12 protein-coding genes are annotated in these 17457 nt (G+C 73.5%); 7 read left to right on the plus strand and 5 right to left on the minus strand.

Translation table 11 applies throughout. The features are described 5' to 3' along the window. The first annotated feature begins 17 nt into the window (after window positions 1–17). Together WMF31_RS22925 and WMF31_RS22930 are read left to right on the plus strand one after the other, a co-directional pair. Entirely contained in the window at window positions 18–4571 is a 4554-nt protein-coding gene (locus tag WMF31_RS22925) for a hypothetical protein (RefSeq protein WP_436603985.1), read from the plus strand. A gap of 2 nt (window positions 4572–4573) precedes the next feature. Further along, on the plus strand, window positions 4574–6562 hold the full coding sequence (locus WMF31_RS22930; protein ID WP_436603986.1) for a hypothetical protein: 1989 nt from the start codon (window positions 4574–4576) through the stop codon (window positions 6560–6562). A gap of 141 nt (window positions 6563–6703) precedes the next feature. On the opposite strand, the gene WMF31_RS22935 is transcribed toward WMF31_RS22930, so the two are convergent. Next, window positions 6704–8173 (minus strand): O-antigen ligase family protein, encoded by a 1470-nt coding sequence (locus WMF31_RS22935; protein ID WP_436603987.1) that lies wholly within the window; start codon window positions 8171–8173, stop codon window positions 6704–6706. Window positions 8174–8551: 378 nt separating this feature from the next. On the opposite strand from WMF31_RS22935, the gene WMF31_RS22940 reads away from it, so the two are divergent. Further along, the gene (locus tag WMF31_RS22940; RefSeq protein WP_436603988.1) at window positions 8552–9157 is read left to right on the plus strand and encodes a polysaccharide biosynthesis/export family protein; all 606 of its coding nucleotides are present in this window, start codon (window positions 8552–8554) and stop codon (window positions 9155–9157) included. A 21-nt stretch (window positions 9158–9178) separates the two neighbouring features. Here the strand turns inward: WMF31_RS22940 and WMF31_RS22945 are convergent, their stop codons facing one another. The 4 genes from WMF31_RS22945 to WMF31_RS22960 form a co-directional block, all read right to left on the minus strand. Then, on the minus strand, window positions 9179–10174 hold the full coding sequence (locus WMF31_RS22945; protein WP_436603989.1) for a metal-dependent hydrolase: 996 nt from the start codon (window positions 10172–10174) through the stop codon (window positions 9179–9181). A gap of 428 nt (window positions 10175–10602) precedes the next feature. Beyond that, entirely contained in the window at window positions 10603–11817 is a 1215-nt protein-coding gene (locus WMF31_RS22950; RefSeq protein WP_436603990.1) for an alpha/beta hydrolase, read from the minus strand. Then, a complete protein-coding gene (locus tag WMF31_RS22955) occupies window positions 11814–12353 on the minus strand; it encodes a VOC family protein (protein WP_436603991.1) in 540 nt (179 codons plus the stop codon). The genes WMF31_RS22950 and WMF31_RS22955 overlap by 4 nt, the downstream gene beginning before the upstream one ends. Before the next feature lie 223 nt (window positions 12354–12576). Continuing rightward, entirely contained in the window at window positions 12577–13509 is a 933-nt protein-coding gene (locus tag WMF31_RS22960) for a fibro-slime domain-containing protein (RefSeq protein WP_436603992.1), read from the minus strand. 393 nt (window positions 13510–13902) lie between these two features. Here WMF31_RS22960 and WMF31_RS22965 point away from each other — a divergent pair, with 393 nt between their 5' ends. The 4 genes from WMF31_RS22965 to WMF31_RS22980 all read left to right on the plus strand — a co-directional run bounded on the left by WMF31_RS22965 (window position 13903) and on the right by WMF31_RS22980 (window position 17252). Continuing rightward, window positions 13903–14550, plus strand: a complete 648-nt coding sequence (locus WMF31_RS22965) for an RNA polymerase sigma factor (protein WP_436603993.1) — start codon at window positions 13903–13905, stop codon at window positions 14548–14550. Continuing rightward, the gene (locus WMF31_RS22970) at window positions 14526–16034 is read left to right on the plus strand and encodes a FecR domain-containing protein (RefSeq protein WP_436603994.1); all 1509 of its coding nucleotides are present in this window, start codon (window positions 14526–14528) and stop codon (window positions 16032–16034) included. Before WMF31_RS22965 ends, WMF31_RS22970 begins: the two co-directional genes overlap by 25 nt. Continuing rightward, on the plus strand, window positions 16031–16576 hold the full coding sequence (locus tag WMF31_RS22975) for a hypothetical protein (RefSeq protein ID WP_436603995.1): 546 nt from the start codon (window positions 16031–16033) through the stop codon (window positions 16574–16576). Before WMF31_RS22970 ends, WMF31_RS22975 begins: the two co-directional genes overlap by 4 nt. 97 nt (window positions 16577–16673) lie before the next feature. Next, on the plus strand, window positions 16674–17252 hold the full coding sequence (locus WMF31_RS22980; RefSeq protein ID WP_436603996.1) for a hypothetical protein: 579 nt from the start codon (window positions 16674–16676) through the stop codon (window positions 17250–17252). The last annotated feature ends 205 nt before the right edge of the window (window positions 17253–17457 follow it).

Consider the following 17457-nt stretch of genomic DNA (forward strand, 5'->3'; position numbering starts at 1 on the left):
CACCCTCCACGCAATACATGGCCACCTCCTTCCCCATCGCTTCCAATCGAGCGAGCTTCGCCACCACCTTCGCGCTCCCCGCGGCGACGCAGCCGCAGCTCCCGCCGGTGCTGCAGAACACCTTGTGCGCCGGCGACCAGCCGCTGGTGCTGCTGCCGGTGCGCCTGGAGACGCGCTTCTTCGCGCAGGCCGGCGGTGCGAGCGAGCTGCGCGTGCGCATCTACCCGGACAAGATCCACATCGACGCGCACGATCCCGAGCTCACCCCCGCCGAGCTGCAGTGGGGCCAGCACCACTGGGAACAGGACTGGCGCGCCGGCAGCGACGACGCGCGCCGCGCCGCCGCGTGGCGCCAGCTGGCCGAACGCTTCGGCAGCGCGCGCGCCGCGTGGATACGCCGCCTACTGCAGCCGGCCAACGCGCGGCCGATGCAGCCGACCGCCGCCGACCAGCCGCTGTCGACGCCGCCGCAGTTCCCGACCGTGGCGGTCGCGGCCAGCGGACAGGATTCGGCCTGGCGCCACGCGCCGCAAGCGCGCCTCCTGCCGGACCGCTGGATCGCCGTGGTGCAGTCCGACGGCAAGCCGGTGCTGGCGGTCGAGGGCAAGCCGATAACCAAGCCGCTCGCGGTCGGCCCTGATCCGCAGGCCGCCCCGCTCGACCCGGCCTCGCCGCGAGCGCAGGGCGAACAGCCGGCGGTCGACGACGGCATGCGCTGGATGATCGACTTCGACGCGGCCGAAGCCGCCGGCATGGCCCTGCGCATCGCGGTGCCGGCCAGCGTGATGAGCGCCGGCATCGAGAGCCTGTTCGTGCTCGGCGTCGCGACCGCCACCGACGCCGCCGCCGGCGCAGAGCAGATCGGCCGTCTGCTCGACGCGCACCACTACACCGACGGCCTCGGCTTCGTGCGCCAGGGCACGCCGTCGAACAACACCGCCGAGCGGCGCGCCGGCTACCGCTCGGACGATCCGGGCGCGCAGGACAGCTACGCCAACGAGGTCGCGCGCACCGCTCCCGCCGCCGATGCGGACAGCAACGCGATGCGGCTCGGCCGCGCGCTCGGCGTGCCCGAAGCGCAGCGCGCCGTGGTGCTCGCCGGCCTGGACAACGCCGGCCTGCAGCACGACCTCGACGCGCGACAGATGAACACCGCGCTGTGGCCGGCGACCTGGGGCTACTTCCTCACCAACATGGTCGGCTTCGCGGGCACGGGGCTGACGCCGGAGCACCTGGCGTGGGCGCGCGAGCATTTCGTGCAGCACGTGCGCGCCGGCGGCCCCTACGCCGCGTTGCGCTGCGGACGCCAGCCGTACGGCGTGCTGCCTGTCACGTCGCTGGACCTGTGGCAGGCCGACGCCACCACGGCGCCGGAGCTGGCCGCCCGCGAGACCTGGCTGCGCAACTTCGTGATCAAGCTGCGCGATAACGTCTGGCGCCCGCGCCTGAGCGAGGTGCCGCGCGTCGGCCGGCGCTCGCCCCTGGACCCCGACGCCGATCTCGCCGACGTGATGCGCACCGAGGCGCTGTCCAGCGGCTACAGCACGCGCGCGCTGCTGGGCCGCCATTACCTGCAGCACCTGCGCGCGTTCTTCGCCGAAGACCTGCAGGCCAGCGGCTTCATCGGCGTGCAGGACGCGCTGACCATCGGCGTCGTGCAGCGCCTGGGGTTCCCGTGGCGACCACGCCTGGCGCGCGGCACCTACGACGACCGCGCCTGGCGCGTGAAGGCGCCGCTGGTGCAGCCCGGCGAGGTCTCGCCGTGGCGCAAGCTCGAGCCCGACTACATCGGCACGTTGCTGCAGCTGTCGATCGACCAGCTGGCGGCGCTGCAGCCGGCGGCCGGCACCAGCCTCCTGCAGGCGCTGCTGCGTCACGCGCTGCTGCTCGAGGTCGCGATGGCGTCGGCGCAGATCAACGCGAGCGCCGGCGGCGACCTCGTGGCGCTGCTCACCGACGTCGAGCTGATCGACCTGGTGACCGGCGCCGCGCCGACGCTGCACCTGCGGCGCCAGCTCGACGCGAAGGTCGCGGGGGTCACCGGCGACCAGACGCTGCGCCAGTACCTCGAAAGCCTGATCGCGAAGGACCGCTTCGACACGCCCGCGGTGCGCACGCTCGGCGAGCTGCGCGCGAGCTTCACGCACCTGCGCGCGCTGGACAGCGAGAACCTGCAGCTGTTGATGCAAGGCACGCTGGACCTGGCTTCGCACCGGCTCGACGCCTGGGCCACGTCGCTGGCGACGCAGCGGCTCTCGCAGATGCGCAGCCGCAGCGCGCCGCAGGGCAGCTACGTCGGCGGCTACGGCTGGGTCGAGAACCTGCGTCCCGCGGCCACGACAGCGCCGCTGGCCACACCACCGGCCGGCGAGCCCGGGCCGCTCTTCGCCGCGCCCAACGACAGCGGCTTCATCCACGCGCCGTCGATGGCGCACGCTGCTACCGCCGCGCTGCTGCGCAACGCGCAGCTCGGCGCCGGTGGCGTGCCGCAGGCCGATGGCCCGTTCGCGATCGACCTGTCGTCGCGCCGCGTGCGCGACGCGGAGTGGCTGCTCGACGGCGTGCGCCAGGGCCAGCCGCTAGGCGCGTTGCTGGGCTATCGCTTCGAGCGCCGCCTGCACGAGCTCGGCTACGACCGCTTCATCAGCGTGTTCCGCAACCTCGCGCCGCTGTCGGCCGGTAAGCTGCAACCGGCGACGCAACCGGTGGAGGCGATCGCGGCCAACAACGTCGTCGACGGCCTGTCGCTACAGCAGCAGTGGCAGCAGCCGGCGCGCCGCGCGGCCATCCTCGCGCTGCCCGCGCTCGCGAGCGCGACGGCCGCCGAGCGCCAGGCGCTGACGCTGGAGCTCGATGCGCTGAACGACAGCGTCGACGCGATGAGCGATGCGCTCACAGCCGAAGCGGTTTACCAGATGGTGCGCGGCAACCCCGCGCGCACCGCGGCCGCGCTGCAGTCGCTGTCCAGCGGCGACGCGCCGCCGCCCGAGCTCGAAGTGACGCGCACGCCGCGCAGCGGCCTCGCGCTGACGCATCGCGTGGTCGCGCTGTGGAGCGGCGAGGCCGCGGCGACCACCGGCTGGGCCGCGGTGTCGAGGTCGCCGCGCGCCACCGCCGAGCCGATGCTCAACGCCTGGGCCGCGCGCCAGCTCGGCAATCCGAGCGAGACGCGCTGCACGGTGGAACGCCTCGACGACACCGGGCAGACCGTGCTGGAGACGCAGCGCTTCGCGCTCAGCGAGCTGGGGCTGACGCCGCTGGACGTGGTGTACGGCGTGCCGGCGCAGGACGGCCAGGGCCGCGACGCCGACCTCGCCGGCAGCGGCGCGAGCGACCTCGAGCAGTGGCTGCTGGACCACGCGCGCCACCGGGCGGGCGGTTTCGCGGCAGGCGCGCGCCTGCGCCTGCAGCACGGGCGTCCTGCGGATCTCGCGTCCGGCGAGCGCTGCGCCCGGGACGTGATCGAGCAGGCGCGCGCGCTGCGCCGCCTGCTGTCGTCGGCGCGCGCGGCCGATGCCGACGACCTCGCGCCGCCTGAACGCGGCGACGCCGGCACGCTGGACATCGCCGAGCTCGACGCGCGCGTGACCGGGGCGGCCAGCGCGCTCGTGTCCGCGCACGAGGCGCTGGACACGCTGGTGACGAGAGGCGCGGCGGCGAGGATCGACGAGCTGCGCGCGGCGATGTTCGAGCTGGCGCGCTTCGGCGTGCCGGGGGCGATCCCGGCCTCGGTCGGCGCGACGGACGCCGCCGAGCTGCAGGCGGCCGTGCTCGCGCAGGCCACCGCGCTGCTGCGCGCCGGCCGCGCGCGCGTCGACGCCGACGCGGCGCTCGCCGCCATGCCCGCGGTGACGGACGTGCGCGCGCGGCGCGACCGCCTGTTCGAACGCGCGCGCACGGTGTTCGGCGGCGACTTCGTCGTGCTGCCGCGCTTCAGCTGCGCGCACGCCGCCGAGCTGGGCAGCGCGCTGGCCGGCAGCACCGCCGCGCAAGGCGGCGATGCGCTGGCCTGCCACACCTGGCTTGCGCGCAGCGCGCGGGTGCGCGACGGCATCGCGCGCTTCGCCGATGCGCTCAACGGCGCCGAAGTGCTCAGCGCCACCGCCGAACGGCTGCGCCTGTGCGTCGCGCAGCTGCCGTTCCAGGCACAGGAGCGCTGGGTCGGCCTGGCGCCGGCCGATGCCAGGCCGATGCCGGCCGGCAAGCTCTCGCTCGTGGTGCAGCTGCCGTCGACCGCGCTCGACCCGACCGCCGCGCTCGCAGGCCTGCTGATCGACGAATGGGTCGAGGTGGTGCCGAGCCGCCACGAGACCACCGCGCTCGCGTTCCAGTTCAACCCGCCCGACGCCTGCGCACCGCAGAGCGTGCTGCTGGCCGTGCCGCCGGTGCCCGGCCAGGCCTGGACCGCGGCCCAACTGCACCGCGTGCTGGTCGAGACGCTGGACCTGGCCAAGCTGCGCGCCATCGACGTCGAGGCGCTGGGCGAGATGGCGCACTACCTACCGGCGCTGTTCTTCGCGTTCAACACCGAGAACGACGTCGCGTCGACGGACTTCGCGGCCCTGACCTGACCATGAGCAAACCGACTCCTTCGCGCACGCTCCCCTCCGCGGACGCCGGCGATCTGGCGTCGATGCCAGCGGCTGCGATACGCCGCCGGCCAGGCGACGACGGTCCACTGGACCCGCCCGATCCGCTCGATCCGCTCGACCCACCCGATAGGCCCGATCGGCCCGATCCGCTCGACCCTCCGCCGACGCCGCCCGAGCCGCCTGCGCTGGCCACGCCGTCGATCACCAGCTGGACGCGGCTGGAGCCGCATTGCCGCCAAGCCGACATGCAGACCAGCGTGGCCGCGCGCGTTTTCGACCCACTGTGGCTGATGGCGCGCCAGTGGCAGGTCGGCGAGTTCCAGGGCGAGGACGCTGGTAGTCCGGTCACCGCGCGCACGCGCGCCACCACCGCGCAGCTGTCACGCAGCTACCTGGGCGCGCTGCCGCCCAACACCGCAACGCAAGGCGCGCCGTACGATCCGCAGACGGTGCCGCTGGAGGTGCTGGCCGAACGGCAGCGCGTGCGCCTCGCGGCCGGCAATCCGCACACCCACTTCAAGCTGGGCGTGGAGGCCGGGCTGCACTTCCTGCGGCTGCTGGAGGCGCGGCCGCTGTCGAAGGACTACCGCGATGCGTTCATCGCGCGCTTCGCGCTACAGCTGCCTGACGCGGCGGCGCTCGGCGCGCTCGACGCCGCGACGCAGCGTTACCTGCAGTCGATGGCCGGCCGCGCGCTGGACGGGCGCCTGCTGTACGACGGCGCGCGCAGTACCGGCTCCGCGGCGCTGGCGCAGGACAGCGCGCTGAGGATCGCGGCGGCCGACCGCGCCGAGGTGGAGATCGTCGCGCAGCAGTGGCTCGCCTGGGTCGACGCGCTGTTCAGCGAGCCGACCGCCGGCAGCGGCGACGCCTGGCAGGCACCGCGTATGGAGTACGCGCTATCGGTGTCGGGGCGCTTGTCGGCCGATCCGATCGACGAGTTCACGCTCACCGCGAGCGAGTTCTACGGCGGCCAGCTCGACTGGGCGAGCTTCGACCGCAACGCCGAGGTCAACATGGGCACGCTGAACGACCGACGCTTCGCGCCGCTCGTCGAGACCACCGTGCCGGCGCCGGTGAGCTTCCGCGGCGCGCCGGCGGCGCGCTTCTGGGAGTTCGAGGACGCGCGCATCGAGTACGGGCTGCTGCCGGTGGGTCCGACCGACCTGGCGCAGCTGCTGATGATCGAGTACGCGGGCAGCTACGGCAATGATTGGTTCGTCGTGCCGCTGGACCTACCGGTGGGCTCGATCACCCGCGTCGACTCGCTGGTCGTGACCGACACCTTCGGCGTGCGCACGCTGCTCCGCCCGCTCGGCGACCCAGCGCTGCCGCGGCCGTACTGGTCGGCCTGGCAGATGGCCTCCACGCGCCGCGCGGGCACCGAGCCGTCGGCCGACCCCGTCCGCAACCTGTTCTTCCTGCCGCCCTCGCTCGGCCGCAGCCTGGAGAGCCCGGCTATCGAGGAGGTGCTGTTCCTGCGCGACGAAATGGCCAACGTCGCCTGGGCCATCGAGCGCAAGACGGAGAACGGCATCGGACAGCCGGTCGACGCCGCGCCGCCCGCGGCCGCACCCGCCGCACCCGCCGCACCGGGCACGGTGCCGCATTATCGCCTGTCGACGACCGTGCCGGCGAACTGGATTCCGCTGCTGCCGGTGCAGCTGGCCGCGCAGCCAGCGACCGACCCGCCGCGCGTCGTGTCGCGGCTCAAGCGCGGCGCCGTGCTGCAGCCGGACGGCACGCACCTCGTGCACCGCGCGCAGGGACGCGTGCTCAATGCGGGCGGCGACCTGCTGATGTACGACGAGGAGGTCCCGCGCGAAGGCCTCCGCGTCACGCGCCACTACCAGATGGCACGCTGGCTCGACGGCTCCACCTGGACCTGGCTGTCCTACCGCAAGGCGGTCGGGCGCGGCGAAGGGTCGAGCGGGCTCCGCTTCGACAGCGTGGAGGACGGTTCCGGCTGAGCGTCATTTGGCCTCGGTGGGGGCCCGGGGCGCCTCTTGCGGAATCGGCGCCTCGATGGGCTCGCCGGGCTTGCGGATGGGAGCCGACATGCCGCCCAGCACACCACGCCCCGACCTCGCGCCTCCCGCGGGGCGGCGCGCTCATCCGACGAACCGGAGGAGGATATTGAGCGCCACGAGCAGGGCGAACATGCCGCCGCACACGAGCAAGACCTCCTTCGCGGACACGCGCACCGAGACGCGGCGGTCCCCGGCCCGCGCGGCGCCGTAGAGGGCCGCGGAGGCGCCGAGCGCCATGTAGAGAATGTCCTTGTAGGCCCACGAGAGAAAGAAGATGCCTATCAGGGCGCCGCACAGGCTCACGAGGATCGCCGGCGCGAGCTGCTTGACCGCCGGATCGACCTCGAAGTCGCCCAGCCAGATCGCGAGCGGCACCTTGAGCGAGGCGTAGAGGACGAGCGCGAACAGGCACATCCCGAGCAAGCCCGTCTCGGCCGCGGAGAGCAGGTAGGCGTTGTGGGCGGTCAGGCCGAACGACGACTCGTCGCCGAACTGCCCTGCGCCGACGCCGATCCCCTTGGTGCGCCGGATCATCGCGAAGGCCTCCCGGAGCAGCGCGACGCGCTCCTCCGAGCTCTCGCTCGCCTCCTCGCCGCTCCGGCCGCCGAGGAGCAGCATGGGCGGCCCCACGAAGCAGGCGGCGACGACGCCCACGACGCCGCTGCGCCGGATGAAGTCGAGGCCGAGGACCGCCAGGTACACGATGAGCCCCGAGCGCGATCGCGACAGGACGACCGCCGCGCCGATCAGGGCGATGATCGCCGCCACGGGGAGCGCGCGCAGCGCCCCGGCCACGCGCGAGAGCAGCCGATCGGTGAGCAGGAGGGGCAGCGCCGGCGCGGGGCGCGCGCGGCGGGGCGGGCGCCGGCGCGGGGGCGCGCGCGGGCGCGGGGGCCGCTCGCCGAGCGCGATCGCGAACGGGATCGCCATGCCCGCCATCAGCGAGAGCTCGTTGGGATCGGCGAGCGAGCCGCGGTACCGGACGCGGCCGTCGATGGTCGACGTGCGGAGCGGCCCGGGGCGCTCGCACCGGTAATTGCCGTCGGGGATCGGCGGATCCTTGCGGCAGTCGAGGCTGGTCTCGCAGAGCCGGCCATCCGGCTCGAGCTCGCCCCTCCCGAACCAGTCGTCGGGCGCGGCGAGCATGCAGCCGTAGGGCTCGAACGCCTGCACGAACGCGACCGCGGCGGTGAGGACGGCGCAGCCCACGAACAGCACCGCGAACAGGCGCAGCCCGCGCGGCGAGGCGGCCGCGAGGGCGATCGCGACGAAGATGCCCGCGACGGTCGCGAGCTGCATCCCGCGCTCCTCGAGCGCGGCCGGGCGCTTGAGCGCGGTGGTGAGGGCTGCCCAGGCGAGGAACGCGAGCGCGTAGACGATCTGGGGGGCGAGCGCGGGCCTGAGCCGCCGCCACACGACGTCGAGGGCGACACAGAGAAGGGTGAGCCCGAACGCGGCGTGCACGAGCGGAATGCCCGCGAGCTCCGGGATGAACTCCTGCGGCTTGATAATGACGAGCGCGCACAGCGCGCACACGACCCATGCTGCCATGATGTGGTGCGCCGCGAGCGCCGCGCGCGGGTCGCCCGCGCCGCCTCCGCGGGGCGGCCGCGGGGAGGCGCCCGGCGCAGGCGCGATGAGGCGCGGCGCGCATTCCCCCCCTTCCGCGCGACCGATCTAGCACCCGGGCCCTGGCCGGCACGCGGGAAGCGCCGCGGCGGGCACCGAAAGCGCCGCGGCGGGCGCGGAGAGCACCGCAGCGCGCGCGGAGAGCGCCGCCGCGCGCGCGGAGAGCGCCGCCGCGCGCGCGGAGAGCGCCGCCGCGCGCGCGGAGAGCGCCGCCGCGCGCGCGGAGGGACCAGGCGCGGAGCGCGGCCGCGGGATCGGTGTTTGCTGGTCCGCGGCGACATCAAGGAGGCTGGGAAACCCATGCGCTCTCGCTGTGCCCGGATTGCACTGCTCTGCTCCGCCCTCGGGGTCCTCGTCGCGCACTCGGGTTGCCGCGCGCGCGCGCCCCGGTACGACTTCGAGGCGGAGCGCCGCGCGACCAGCGCCTACGCGGTCGGCCCCGGCGACGTGCTGGAGGTGCGCGCCTGGAAGAACGAGGCGCTGAGCCAGCGCGTCACGGTGCGGCCTGACGGGTTCATCACGGTCCCGCTCGTCGGCGACGTGATGGCGGGTGGGCGCACCGGCACGGCCATCGCCGAGGAGATCGCGAATCAGGCGGCGAAGTTTTATCACGAGAAGCCGGTCGTCAGCGTGGAGGTGGCCGAGCTCCACAGCTACCGGGTCTACGTGATGGGCGAAGTCTCGCGTCCGGGCGAGTTCACGCCGCGGGCGCAGATCACGGTGCTCCAGGCGCTCGCCCTGGCGGGCGGGTTCACGCGCTTCGCCGATCCCGACGCCGTGGTGATCGTCCGGCGTGACGCGCACGGCGAGCGGCGGATTCCGTTCGCGTTCGAGGAGGTCGTCGAGAAGGGGAATCTGCGCGCCAATCTGCCGCTGCAGACGAACGACACCGTGGTGGTGCCGTGAGCGCCTCCCCGTCAGACACCGCTACTCCCGCCAGCGGTCGAGCAGCTCACGCGCGGAGCCGCCGCGCTCGAGGCGGGCGCGCGTCACCGCGCCGTCGGGGGCGACGTCGACGACGAACTCGAGCGTCGGGTCGCCGCGGAGGTGGTAGCGGAGATCGGCGACGCGCACCGTGGTCCCGCCTCGCGCGACGGGGGCGTGGCGGACCACGGGGAAGCGAGCCCACGCGAGCGCCTCCCGCACGGTGGGGACCGCCGCGACGTCAGCGGGGACAGGGCCGCCGGGCGCGCGCGCGACCCGACGCTCCTCGGTCGGCGCGCCGCCGAGCAGGGCGACCGAGCCGGCGGCGTAGGTGTCCTCGTGCGTCGCGATGAAGCGCCATGTCGTCACGCCGAGCATCGCGGGGAAGACGGCGACGCGTTGCGCCTCGGGGTGGGCGGCGGCGACGCGGGCGACGAGGACCTGCTGCACGGCGATCCGGCCGCCGACGTACACGGCGGCGACGGCGGCCCCGGCGAGGATCGCGCGCCGCCAGCGCGCCCGCCGGCGCCACGCGACGAGCGCGCCGAGGGCGAGCGGCAGCGTGACCAGCGGATCGAGCACGCCGGTCCAGTCGAGCGTCAGGCGCGCGTCCGAGAACGGGAGGAGCAGGCGTGTTCCCCACCCGGTCCAGAGATCCGGCAAGAGGTGCGCGACGACGACCGAGAGGACGCTGAAGGCGTAGACGGGGCCGAACCGCGCCCGCCGCCGCAGGACGAGCCAGGCGAGCCCGGCCGCCACCGCCGCCACCACCGGCGCGAAGAGGAGCGCGTGGGACGGCCCCCGGTGCGCGCGCAGCGTGCGCAGCACCGCGTCCCCCGCCGGCCAGAAGTAATCGAGATCCGGCAGCTCGGCGGCGATCACGCACGCGAGGAGCACGGCGCGGTCGGTCGGCGACGCGCGCCCCTCGCCCGGCCTCACGTCGGGGCGACGCGTCGCGCCGACCGCCAGTCCGAGGAGCCCGTGCGTGAGCGTGTCCATGTCCGCCGTCTGCTACCTCATGGCCCCGAGCGAGGGCAAGGCCGTGCCCCTCATCCGCTGAGCCAGCGGGGCAGGAACCCGCGAGGGCGCAAGGAACACAGGGGTCACGAAAGAGCCCTCTCTCCCTTGCGTCCTTGCGATTTCTCTTCTCCACGATCCGCTGGCGCAGGTCGCGATGCCCACGGGCTTCCATTCGCGTCAGCGCTCGTCCGCGGGGCCCTCGGTCGGACGCCAGCGCCCGCGATCGCCTTCGCCTACCGCTACTGCGGGAAGTCGGGCCGAGAGGCGAACCGCCATGACGCCAAGGGCGCCAAGAAATCAGGGAAGTAGAAGGGGAGAATGGAGGGACACCCCTTCCCCTCTCTTCTTGGCGTCGTTGGCGCCATGGCGGTTTTTCTGCTGATCCGGGGCAACTTCCCGCAGCAGCGCTACCCCAGGCGCTCCCGGATCCAGCCCGCGATCAGCTCCGCCACCTCCTGCCGGCGCCCGTGCAGGTAGTGCGTCGCCCCCTGGAGCTCCACGTAGCTCCGGTCCGACGCCGCGCTCGCGTCGAAGATCTCCCGCGCCTGCCGCAGCCGGATCTCCGTGTCCGCGGTCGCGTGCACGATCAGCGTCGGGATCGTCACCGCGCGCAGGTGGTCCGCGAGCCGCGCCCGCGAGGACAGGCTCGACCAGGTCGACAGCCACGCGCGCGCCGTCAGCGTCCGCGCCACGCCCCCGTAACCGTAGTTCGCCTGAAACGGGTCTGGAAACGCGAAGATCGACCCGAGCGCCCGGTCGTCGGGCTCGATCGTCAGGTCCAGGTACGCCGGATCGGCCACGGTCCGGTACACCAGCAGATACCGCCCGTGCGCGCTCCGCCGCCGCAGCGCGCCCCAGCCGGGGTGCCCGCGCTCCATCCCCTGCAGCGCCGCCCCCGCCTCCGCCTGCTCCTCGAGCGCCGCCCGCGCCAGCGCGTCGATGCGGGCGACCCGCGCCCGCTGCGCCGACCGGTAGCGCAGCAGCCACGCGCGCTCGTACCGGCACGGCTCCGGCCACGGCCGCCACCCGTTGTCCGGATCGTACATGTCGAGCGACGGATCGACCGACAGCGGATCTCCCTCGTCCACCACCGAGGGATCGATCGCCTGCTCCAGGAACACCCCTTGTCCCGGGTGCGCGGCCACCCCGACGAACGCGTCGCCCAGCCTCCGCCCCTCGGCCGCCGCGGTCGACTCCGCCATCGCGAGCAGCGCGCCGCCCCCCGAGTTGCCGAGCAGCACCACGGCCTCCGCGCCCCGCGCCCGCGCCGCCTCCACCGCGGTCATGACGTCGAGCGCCGCCTTCTCGTGCAGGCAATCGGTGTCGTTGTTCGCGTAGCGCGTCGCGAACCCCAGCGCCCCGTAGCCGCGCGCCGCGAGCAGCGGACAGAGGTAATGCACCGAGAAATCCGCCCGCGGGTGCGACAGGACCACCGCGACCTTGAACCGGCCGCCCGGCGGCGTCCAGAGCAGGCCCCGCACCACGGCGCCGTCGCTCCCCACGGCCACGACCGGCTCCCGTCCGACGGACACGGCCGGTCCGTCCTCGGGAGAGGGCCAGTATCCGAGGAGCGCGGGCCGGCGTCCGTGCCCGAGCATCGCATCGAACAGGGGCGCGCTCACCTCCGTGCCTCCGGCCTGTGAACGATGACGGCAGGCGGAGCCTCGATCGCCGGCGTGGGATCCAGGAGCAAGCGCTCCGCGTCGGCCAGCTCCTCCGCCGTGAACGGCCGGAGCGTCTGGCAGAGCTCGATCATGATGCCGTTGGGATCCATCGTGTAGATCGAGCGGCAGAAGTCGTGATCCACCTCGGTCACCGTCAGGCCGTGCGCGAGCCACCGCGCGAGCATCTCCTTGTAGAACGCCTCTGTCGGCGCGGTGAACGCGACGTGATTGACCCACACCGGCAGCCCGAGCCCCGTGGAGAGGTCCGTCCTGAAGCGCCCCCGCAGCGCCTCCTCGTGGAGATCCCAGAAGGCGAGGAGCGAGCCGCCAGGCTCGCTCGTCTCGTAGAAGACGTGCCTCGCCCACCCCCCGTCGCGGCTCCCCTCGTAAGGCATCGTCAACACCTTCACGAGGCGAAACCCCATGACCTGTGTATAAAAGCGGTGTGTGGCCGCCAGATCCGCCGTCGCCAGCGCGACGTGATGCACGCTCATGCTCCCCCCCTTGAAACGAGCGGAGATCATGCCACGGCGGGTCGCGCTCGTTCAAGGCGCGCGCCGCCTCGCGCCTCGAAAGAGGGCTGTCCGCGAGGAGCGAACGCGCTTCGCGGCGGAGCCGCTCGTCACCTCGTCAAAGCGGCTTTGTTCCGAACGGACATGAGAGGATGACGCCGTGCGTGACGGGGAGATCGGGAGGCGCGCCCGGCCTCCCGACGCCTCACCGCGGCACGATGACGGGCGTGAAGCAGGAGATGTTGGTCTCGATGTGGAAGTTCGAGCCGTCGGTGTGGCGCTCGGCGTGGAAGATATCCATCGTGTAGCTGTTGCCCGGGACGATGCCGAGCTCGGAGGCCTGCGCGTCGAAGTCGATGACCCCCGACTCGGGGCCATGCATGCTGCCGAGGTCGAGCGCGAGCCTGCCGTTGATGAAGATCCACATGTCGTCGTCGCCGCGGAAGCTGAACTTCTGCCCCGCCACGTAGCCGAACTTCAGGTGAATCTCGGTGGTGAAGAGGAAGTTCTGGTTCTTGTGGTTGGGCGGCGTGATCCCGAACCCCTCCTCCGGCGCCAGGGGGAAGAAGTCCGTGCTATCGAAGACATACTGACCCGAGCCGGGCGGCGACTCCTCGAGCTCGAGCTCCTTGGTGAAGGTCATGTTCACCCCCTCCACGTCCCGGTACCACTGGTCGAAGCTCTCCGCGCTCATGATGACGGGCTGGTTGAGGCCCGCGTCCCTGCAGTCGAGCGGGGTCGTGAGCTCCGCGGCGCAGCCCACCCTGTCGAGGAACTGCGGCTTCCCCTCGGCGTCGAGCTCCGGCTTCAGGAGCTTTCGACGGACCACATCGCCCCTGAAGTCCATCTCGAAATCCGGGTGCGATTCCTTGAAGTCGCGATAGACGACCTGGAGGACGCTGCTGCACTCGCTGCCGCCGGCCCCGCCGCCCCCGGCCTCACCGCCGCCCACCGTGACGAGGAAGTCGGGCACATCCCCGCTGCTGCTGCTCTCGCTGCTGCTCGCGCCGCTGCCGCTCGCGGGCGTCCCGCCGCTGCCGCCCGAACCAGAGGGCGAGTTGCCGTTGCTGGCGGGCTCGGCCGAGCACGCCAGGGCGGCGAGCACGGAGGCGACAAGGAAGAAAGATCGAGGGAACATAGCGCACGCTCCTGGAGAGTGGAGGACAATCATACGGCGTCTGGTTTGTCAACCTGCCGCCCTCCATGGTGCGCGTTCCATGGGCCCGCGCAACCGCGCGACCGGAACCCGGCGCTGGCGCGCCAGCGCGCCTCACCGGCATGGAAGGGCATTGACGACGCCCGGAGATCGTGAATCGTCGGGGACGCCGGGCACCGTCCGGCGCGACGAGCGCCGGCTCCGCATCTGCGCGCCAGGGCTCGATTCGACGCAGCGCGTCTCCGGCGCTCGGCCGTCATGACGCGACTCGGGGCGACGCCGCCGGCCGGCGCGTCCGATCAGGGTCGCTGAACGATCGTGCGGCCGCATGAGCCGTGGGGCGCCCCTCGGAGGACTTCAGCGGAGGAGCCTCGCTTGATCCGTCCCTTGAAGCTCGTCCGACCACCGCCGCCCGCCCCGAAGGCCGCCTTTGCGGGGGACGACGCGGCGCTCGTGGTCGGGTTCCGGCGGGGCGACCCGTCGGCGCGCGCCGCGCTCTACGACCGGTTCGCGGACCACGTGCACCGGGTGCTCTATCGGCTGCTCGGCTTCAGCCCCGATCTCGCCGACCTGCACCACGACGTCTTCGTGCGCGCGCTCGGCTCGCTGCCCAGCCTCGAGGATCCGAGCGCGCTCAAGGGCTGGCTCACGATGATCGCGGTGCACGTGGCGCGGTCGTCGATCACCCGCAGGAAGCGGCGGAGCTGGCTCTGGTTCTTGCCGAGCGAGGAGCTGCCGGAGGTGGAGTCCGGCGCGGCGTCGGGCGAGGTGCTGGACGCCCTGCGGGCGACTTACGCGGTCCTCGACACGCTCCCGGTGGACGAGCGCATCGCCTTTGCCCTCCGGTTCATCGACGGCATGGAGCTCACCGAGGTCGCCGCGGCGTGCGAGACCTCGCTCGCGACCGTCAAGCGGCGGCTCGCCCGCGCCAGCGCCCACTTCGAGGCCGAGGCGCGCAAGCATCCCGTGCTCGAGGCATGGCTCGATGGAGGTACCCGGTGGGGCAATCCGAGCGCTCGCTGACCGCCCTGGGCCGGCGCGTGGCCGATCTGCAGGACCGGATGCCGGCGGCGCGGCTCGATCGGGAGCGCGGGCGAGCGCGGCTGCTCGAGGCGGCGCGGCTGCGCGATGGGGCGCGGGGGCCCGGGGCGGCGCCGCCGGGGAGGCCGCGCCGCGAGGGGACGGAGAGCGGCGCCAGGCTCCGGGCGCCAGGAAAGCGGCGCGCAGCGCGGCTCGCCGCGTCGCTGGCCGCGGCGGCGGTGCTGCTCGCCGTCGTCGCGGCGGTGTTCGTGGCGCGGCCCCGCGCGCCCATGCGGTTCGAGCTCGGGGCGAGCGGGCCGGGGGTCGTCGGCGCGTGGATCGCGGCGCCGGCCGCGGCAGCGCTCCCGATCCGGTTCTCCGACGGCACGCAGCTCCGCCTCGCGCCGGGGGGGCGCGCCCGCATCACCTCCGTGACCGCGCACGGCGCGGAGATCTCCCTCGAGCGGGGCGCGCTCGATCTCTCGGTCGTCCACCGCGAGCGCGCGCGCTGGAGGGTGCTGGTCGGGCCGTTCCAGATCGACGTGATCGGGACACGCTTCGAGACCCGATGGGATCCTGCGACCGAGCAGCTCGTGCTCGCGCTGCGCGAGGGGGCCATCACGGTCTCCGGGCCGGTGGTCGGCGACGCGCGCGCCGTCCGCGCCGGGGAGCGGCTCACCGTCTCGCCCGCGACGAACACCGTCGTGGTGGACGCGCTCGATGAGGCGTCGACATCGACAAGGATCGCGCCCTCGGCCACCGCGCCCTCGATGACCGCGCCCTCGGCCACCGCGCCCTCGATGACCGCGCCCTCGGCCACCGTGCCCTCGATGACCGCGCCCTCGGCCGCCGCGCCCTCGGCCACCGCACGCGCCCCGGATGCGGGAGCGGCCTCGGTGGGAGAGCCGGCGGACGCCGCGGATCTGGCCGCGCTCGGGCTCGTGCCCCGGGACACGCGCCAGTGGCAGACCCTCGCCCTCGAAGGAAGGTACAGGGACGCCCTCGCCGCCGCGGAGCGCGAAGGGTTCGACGCGATCTGCGGCGCCGCAGGCGCGAGCGAGCTGCACGCGCTCGGCGACGCGGCCCGGCTCGGCGGGAGCCCGGCGCGCGCGGCCCAGGCCTTCGCCGCCCTCCGCGCGCGGTTCCCTGGCTCGCCCGAGGCCGCGTCCGCCGCGTTCATGCTGGGGAGGATCGCCCAGGACCATCGCAAGGATCACGCGGCCGCCGCGGCCTGGTTCACCCGGTACCTGAGCGAGCAGCCGGCGGGCGCGTTCGCGGCCGATGCCGCAGGACGCCTCGTCGAGGCCGAGGACAGGCGTGGCGACGAGGCGGCCGCTCGCCGCGCGGCGGAGCGTTACCTCGCCGCGCACCCGAACGGCGCGCACGCGGCGTACGCGAAGCACCTGCTCGCGCGCGGGTCGAAGCCCGCCGCGCACGGGAGCTCGCCCGGCATGCCGGGCCCTGCCCCCGAGCCGCAGGCGCCGTGACACGCCGCCTCACCACGCTCCTCCTCCTCGCCGGCGCCTCGCTCGCGCCCGGCGTGCTGCTCAGCCCGGGCGGCCTCGGCGCGATGGCCAGCGTCGATCTCGGCCTCGCCTGGATGCCGCGCGAGCAGGTCGGCGTGGTCGGGCTCGCGGCGATCCCGATCCTCAGCGCCCGGCTCGAGCGGCCCGAGGGCAGCGCCGATCTCGCGGTCCTGCTCGCCGGCGGCGGGGTGCGCTTCGCCGTGTCCACGCGCGCGAGCCGGTGGACCAGCTCGGTGGATCTCGGCGCACTGGCCGTCTCGCTCCGGAGCACGGGGGTGGCCGGCGCGGGCTACCTCGGGCGCGCCTCGTCCGCCGTGACCGCGAGCCCCTTCGTGCGCCTCGGGCTGGCCTTTGCCGTGACACCCATGTTCCGCGTCCGCGCCGATGTCCTCACCGGCATCATCGCGCACGGCGTCTCGATCCGGTTCGCGCAGCGCGAGGCGGCCACGTGGGGCAAACCGTTCGTGCTCTCGTCGGCCGGCGTCGATTTTGGCTGGCGCTGATGAGCCGTCGTCGGCCTCCAGGAGGACTTCACCCCAGGAATCCGATCTGGAGGTCGATCGAATGAAACGATGGATGATGGCTCTTGGAGCAATGGCCATGATGATGAGCAGCGGGTGTCACGAGATATGGCTCGACCCCATTCAGGGCGGGACCTGGGGTGACGCCCCGAACCCCACGGCGCCTGACGAGACCGAGGACGACGTGGATGAGCCCGAGGACGACATGTACGTGGGCGACCCGACCGTGCACGTGATCGCGAAGCGAGGCAGCGATGTGGAGCCCGGATCCATGCCCATCTCACTGGATCCGTCCTGGCAGACTCCCGACACGCTCGTCCTGATCTTCACCAACGAGGCCCACGCGTGCGATGAGCCCGTGATCCCCATGCAGGTCGGCGTCACCTGCGACAGAGCCCATGACTGGTACTTCATCCTGAAGATCCCGCCGGAGCTCAACGAGCCCGGCCTCATCGATCTGTCGGATGCAAGGATCTCCTTTCGCAAGGAGATCATGTTTCCCGACTGCGGCGGCGGGGGAGGAATGGGCTTCGGCCACGGGGGCACGCTCGAGATCGTCAGCAACGACGAGACGTCGCTGCTCGTGAGGCTGAGCGGCGTCGGAGACCAGCACTGGCCGATCGACGGCGAGCACACAGTCCCGCTCTGCGGCACGTAGAGCCCCCCCCGGTACGAGCGGGAGGCTCCTGGCGCGACGCGCCCCGTCGGATGGGACGCTCACGGCTCCCCCACCTCGCGCCCGCGCCGCCGCCGGAGGCGTGTCCAGCCCCGGGGCAGCCCGGCTCGGGGCGGAGCTCCGGCCCCGGCGCGCTCGGCGGTCCGGCCACCAAAGCCCTCAAGGAGCACAAAAAAACGGAGCGCCC

Source organism: Sorangium sp. So ce1036 (assembly GCF_051369805.1).
Classification (GTDB): domain Bacteria; phylum Myxococcota_A; class Polyangia; order Polyangiales; family Polyangiaceae; genus Sorangium; species Sorangium cellulosum_F.

Bases quoted from the DNA above. Each gene is read 5' to 3' on its own strand.
- WMF31_RS22925 (WP_436603985.1), top strand. From the start codon at position 18: ATGGCCACCTCCTTCCCCATCGCTTCCAATCGAGCGAGCTTCGCCACC.
- WMF31_RS22930 (WP_436603986.1), top strand. From the start codon at position 4,574: ATGAGCAAACCGACTCCTTCGCGCACGCTCCCCTCCGCGGACGCCGGC.
- WMF31_RS22935 (WP_436603987.1), bottom strand. From the start codon at position 8,173: ATGGCAGCATGGGTCGTGTGCGCGCTGTGCGCGCTCGTCATTATCAAG.
- WMF31_RS22940 (WP_436603988.1), top strand. From the start codon at position 8,552: ATGCGCTCTCGCTGTGCCCGGATTGCACTGCTCTGCTCCGCCCTCGGG.
- WMF31_RS22945 (WP_436603989.1), bottom strand. From the start codon at position 10,174: ATGGACACGCTCACGCACGGGCTCCTCGGACTGGCGGTCGGCGCGACG.
- WMF31_RS22955 (WP_436603991.1), bottom strand. From the start codon at position 12,353: ATGAGCGTGCATCACGTCGCGCTGGCGACGGCGGATCTGGCGGCCACA.
- WMF31_RS22960 (WP_436603992.1), bottom strand. From the start codon at position 13,509: ATGTTCCCTCGATCTTTCTTCCTTGTCGCCTCCGTGCTCGCCGCCCTG.
- WMF31_RS22980 (WP_436603996.1), top strand. From the start codon at position 16,674: ATGATGATGAGCAGCGGGTGTCACGAGATATGGCTCGACCCCATTCAG.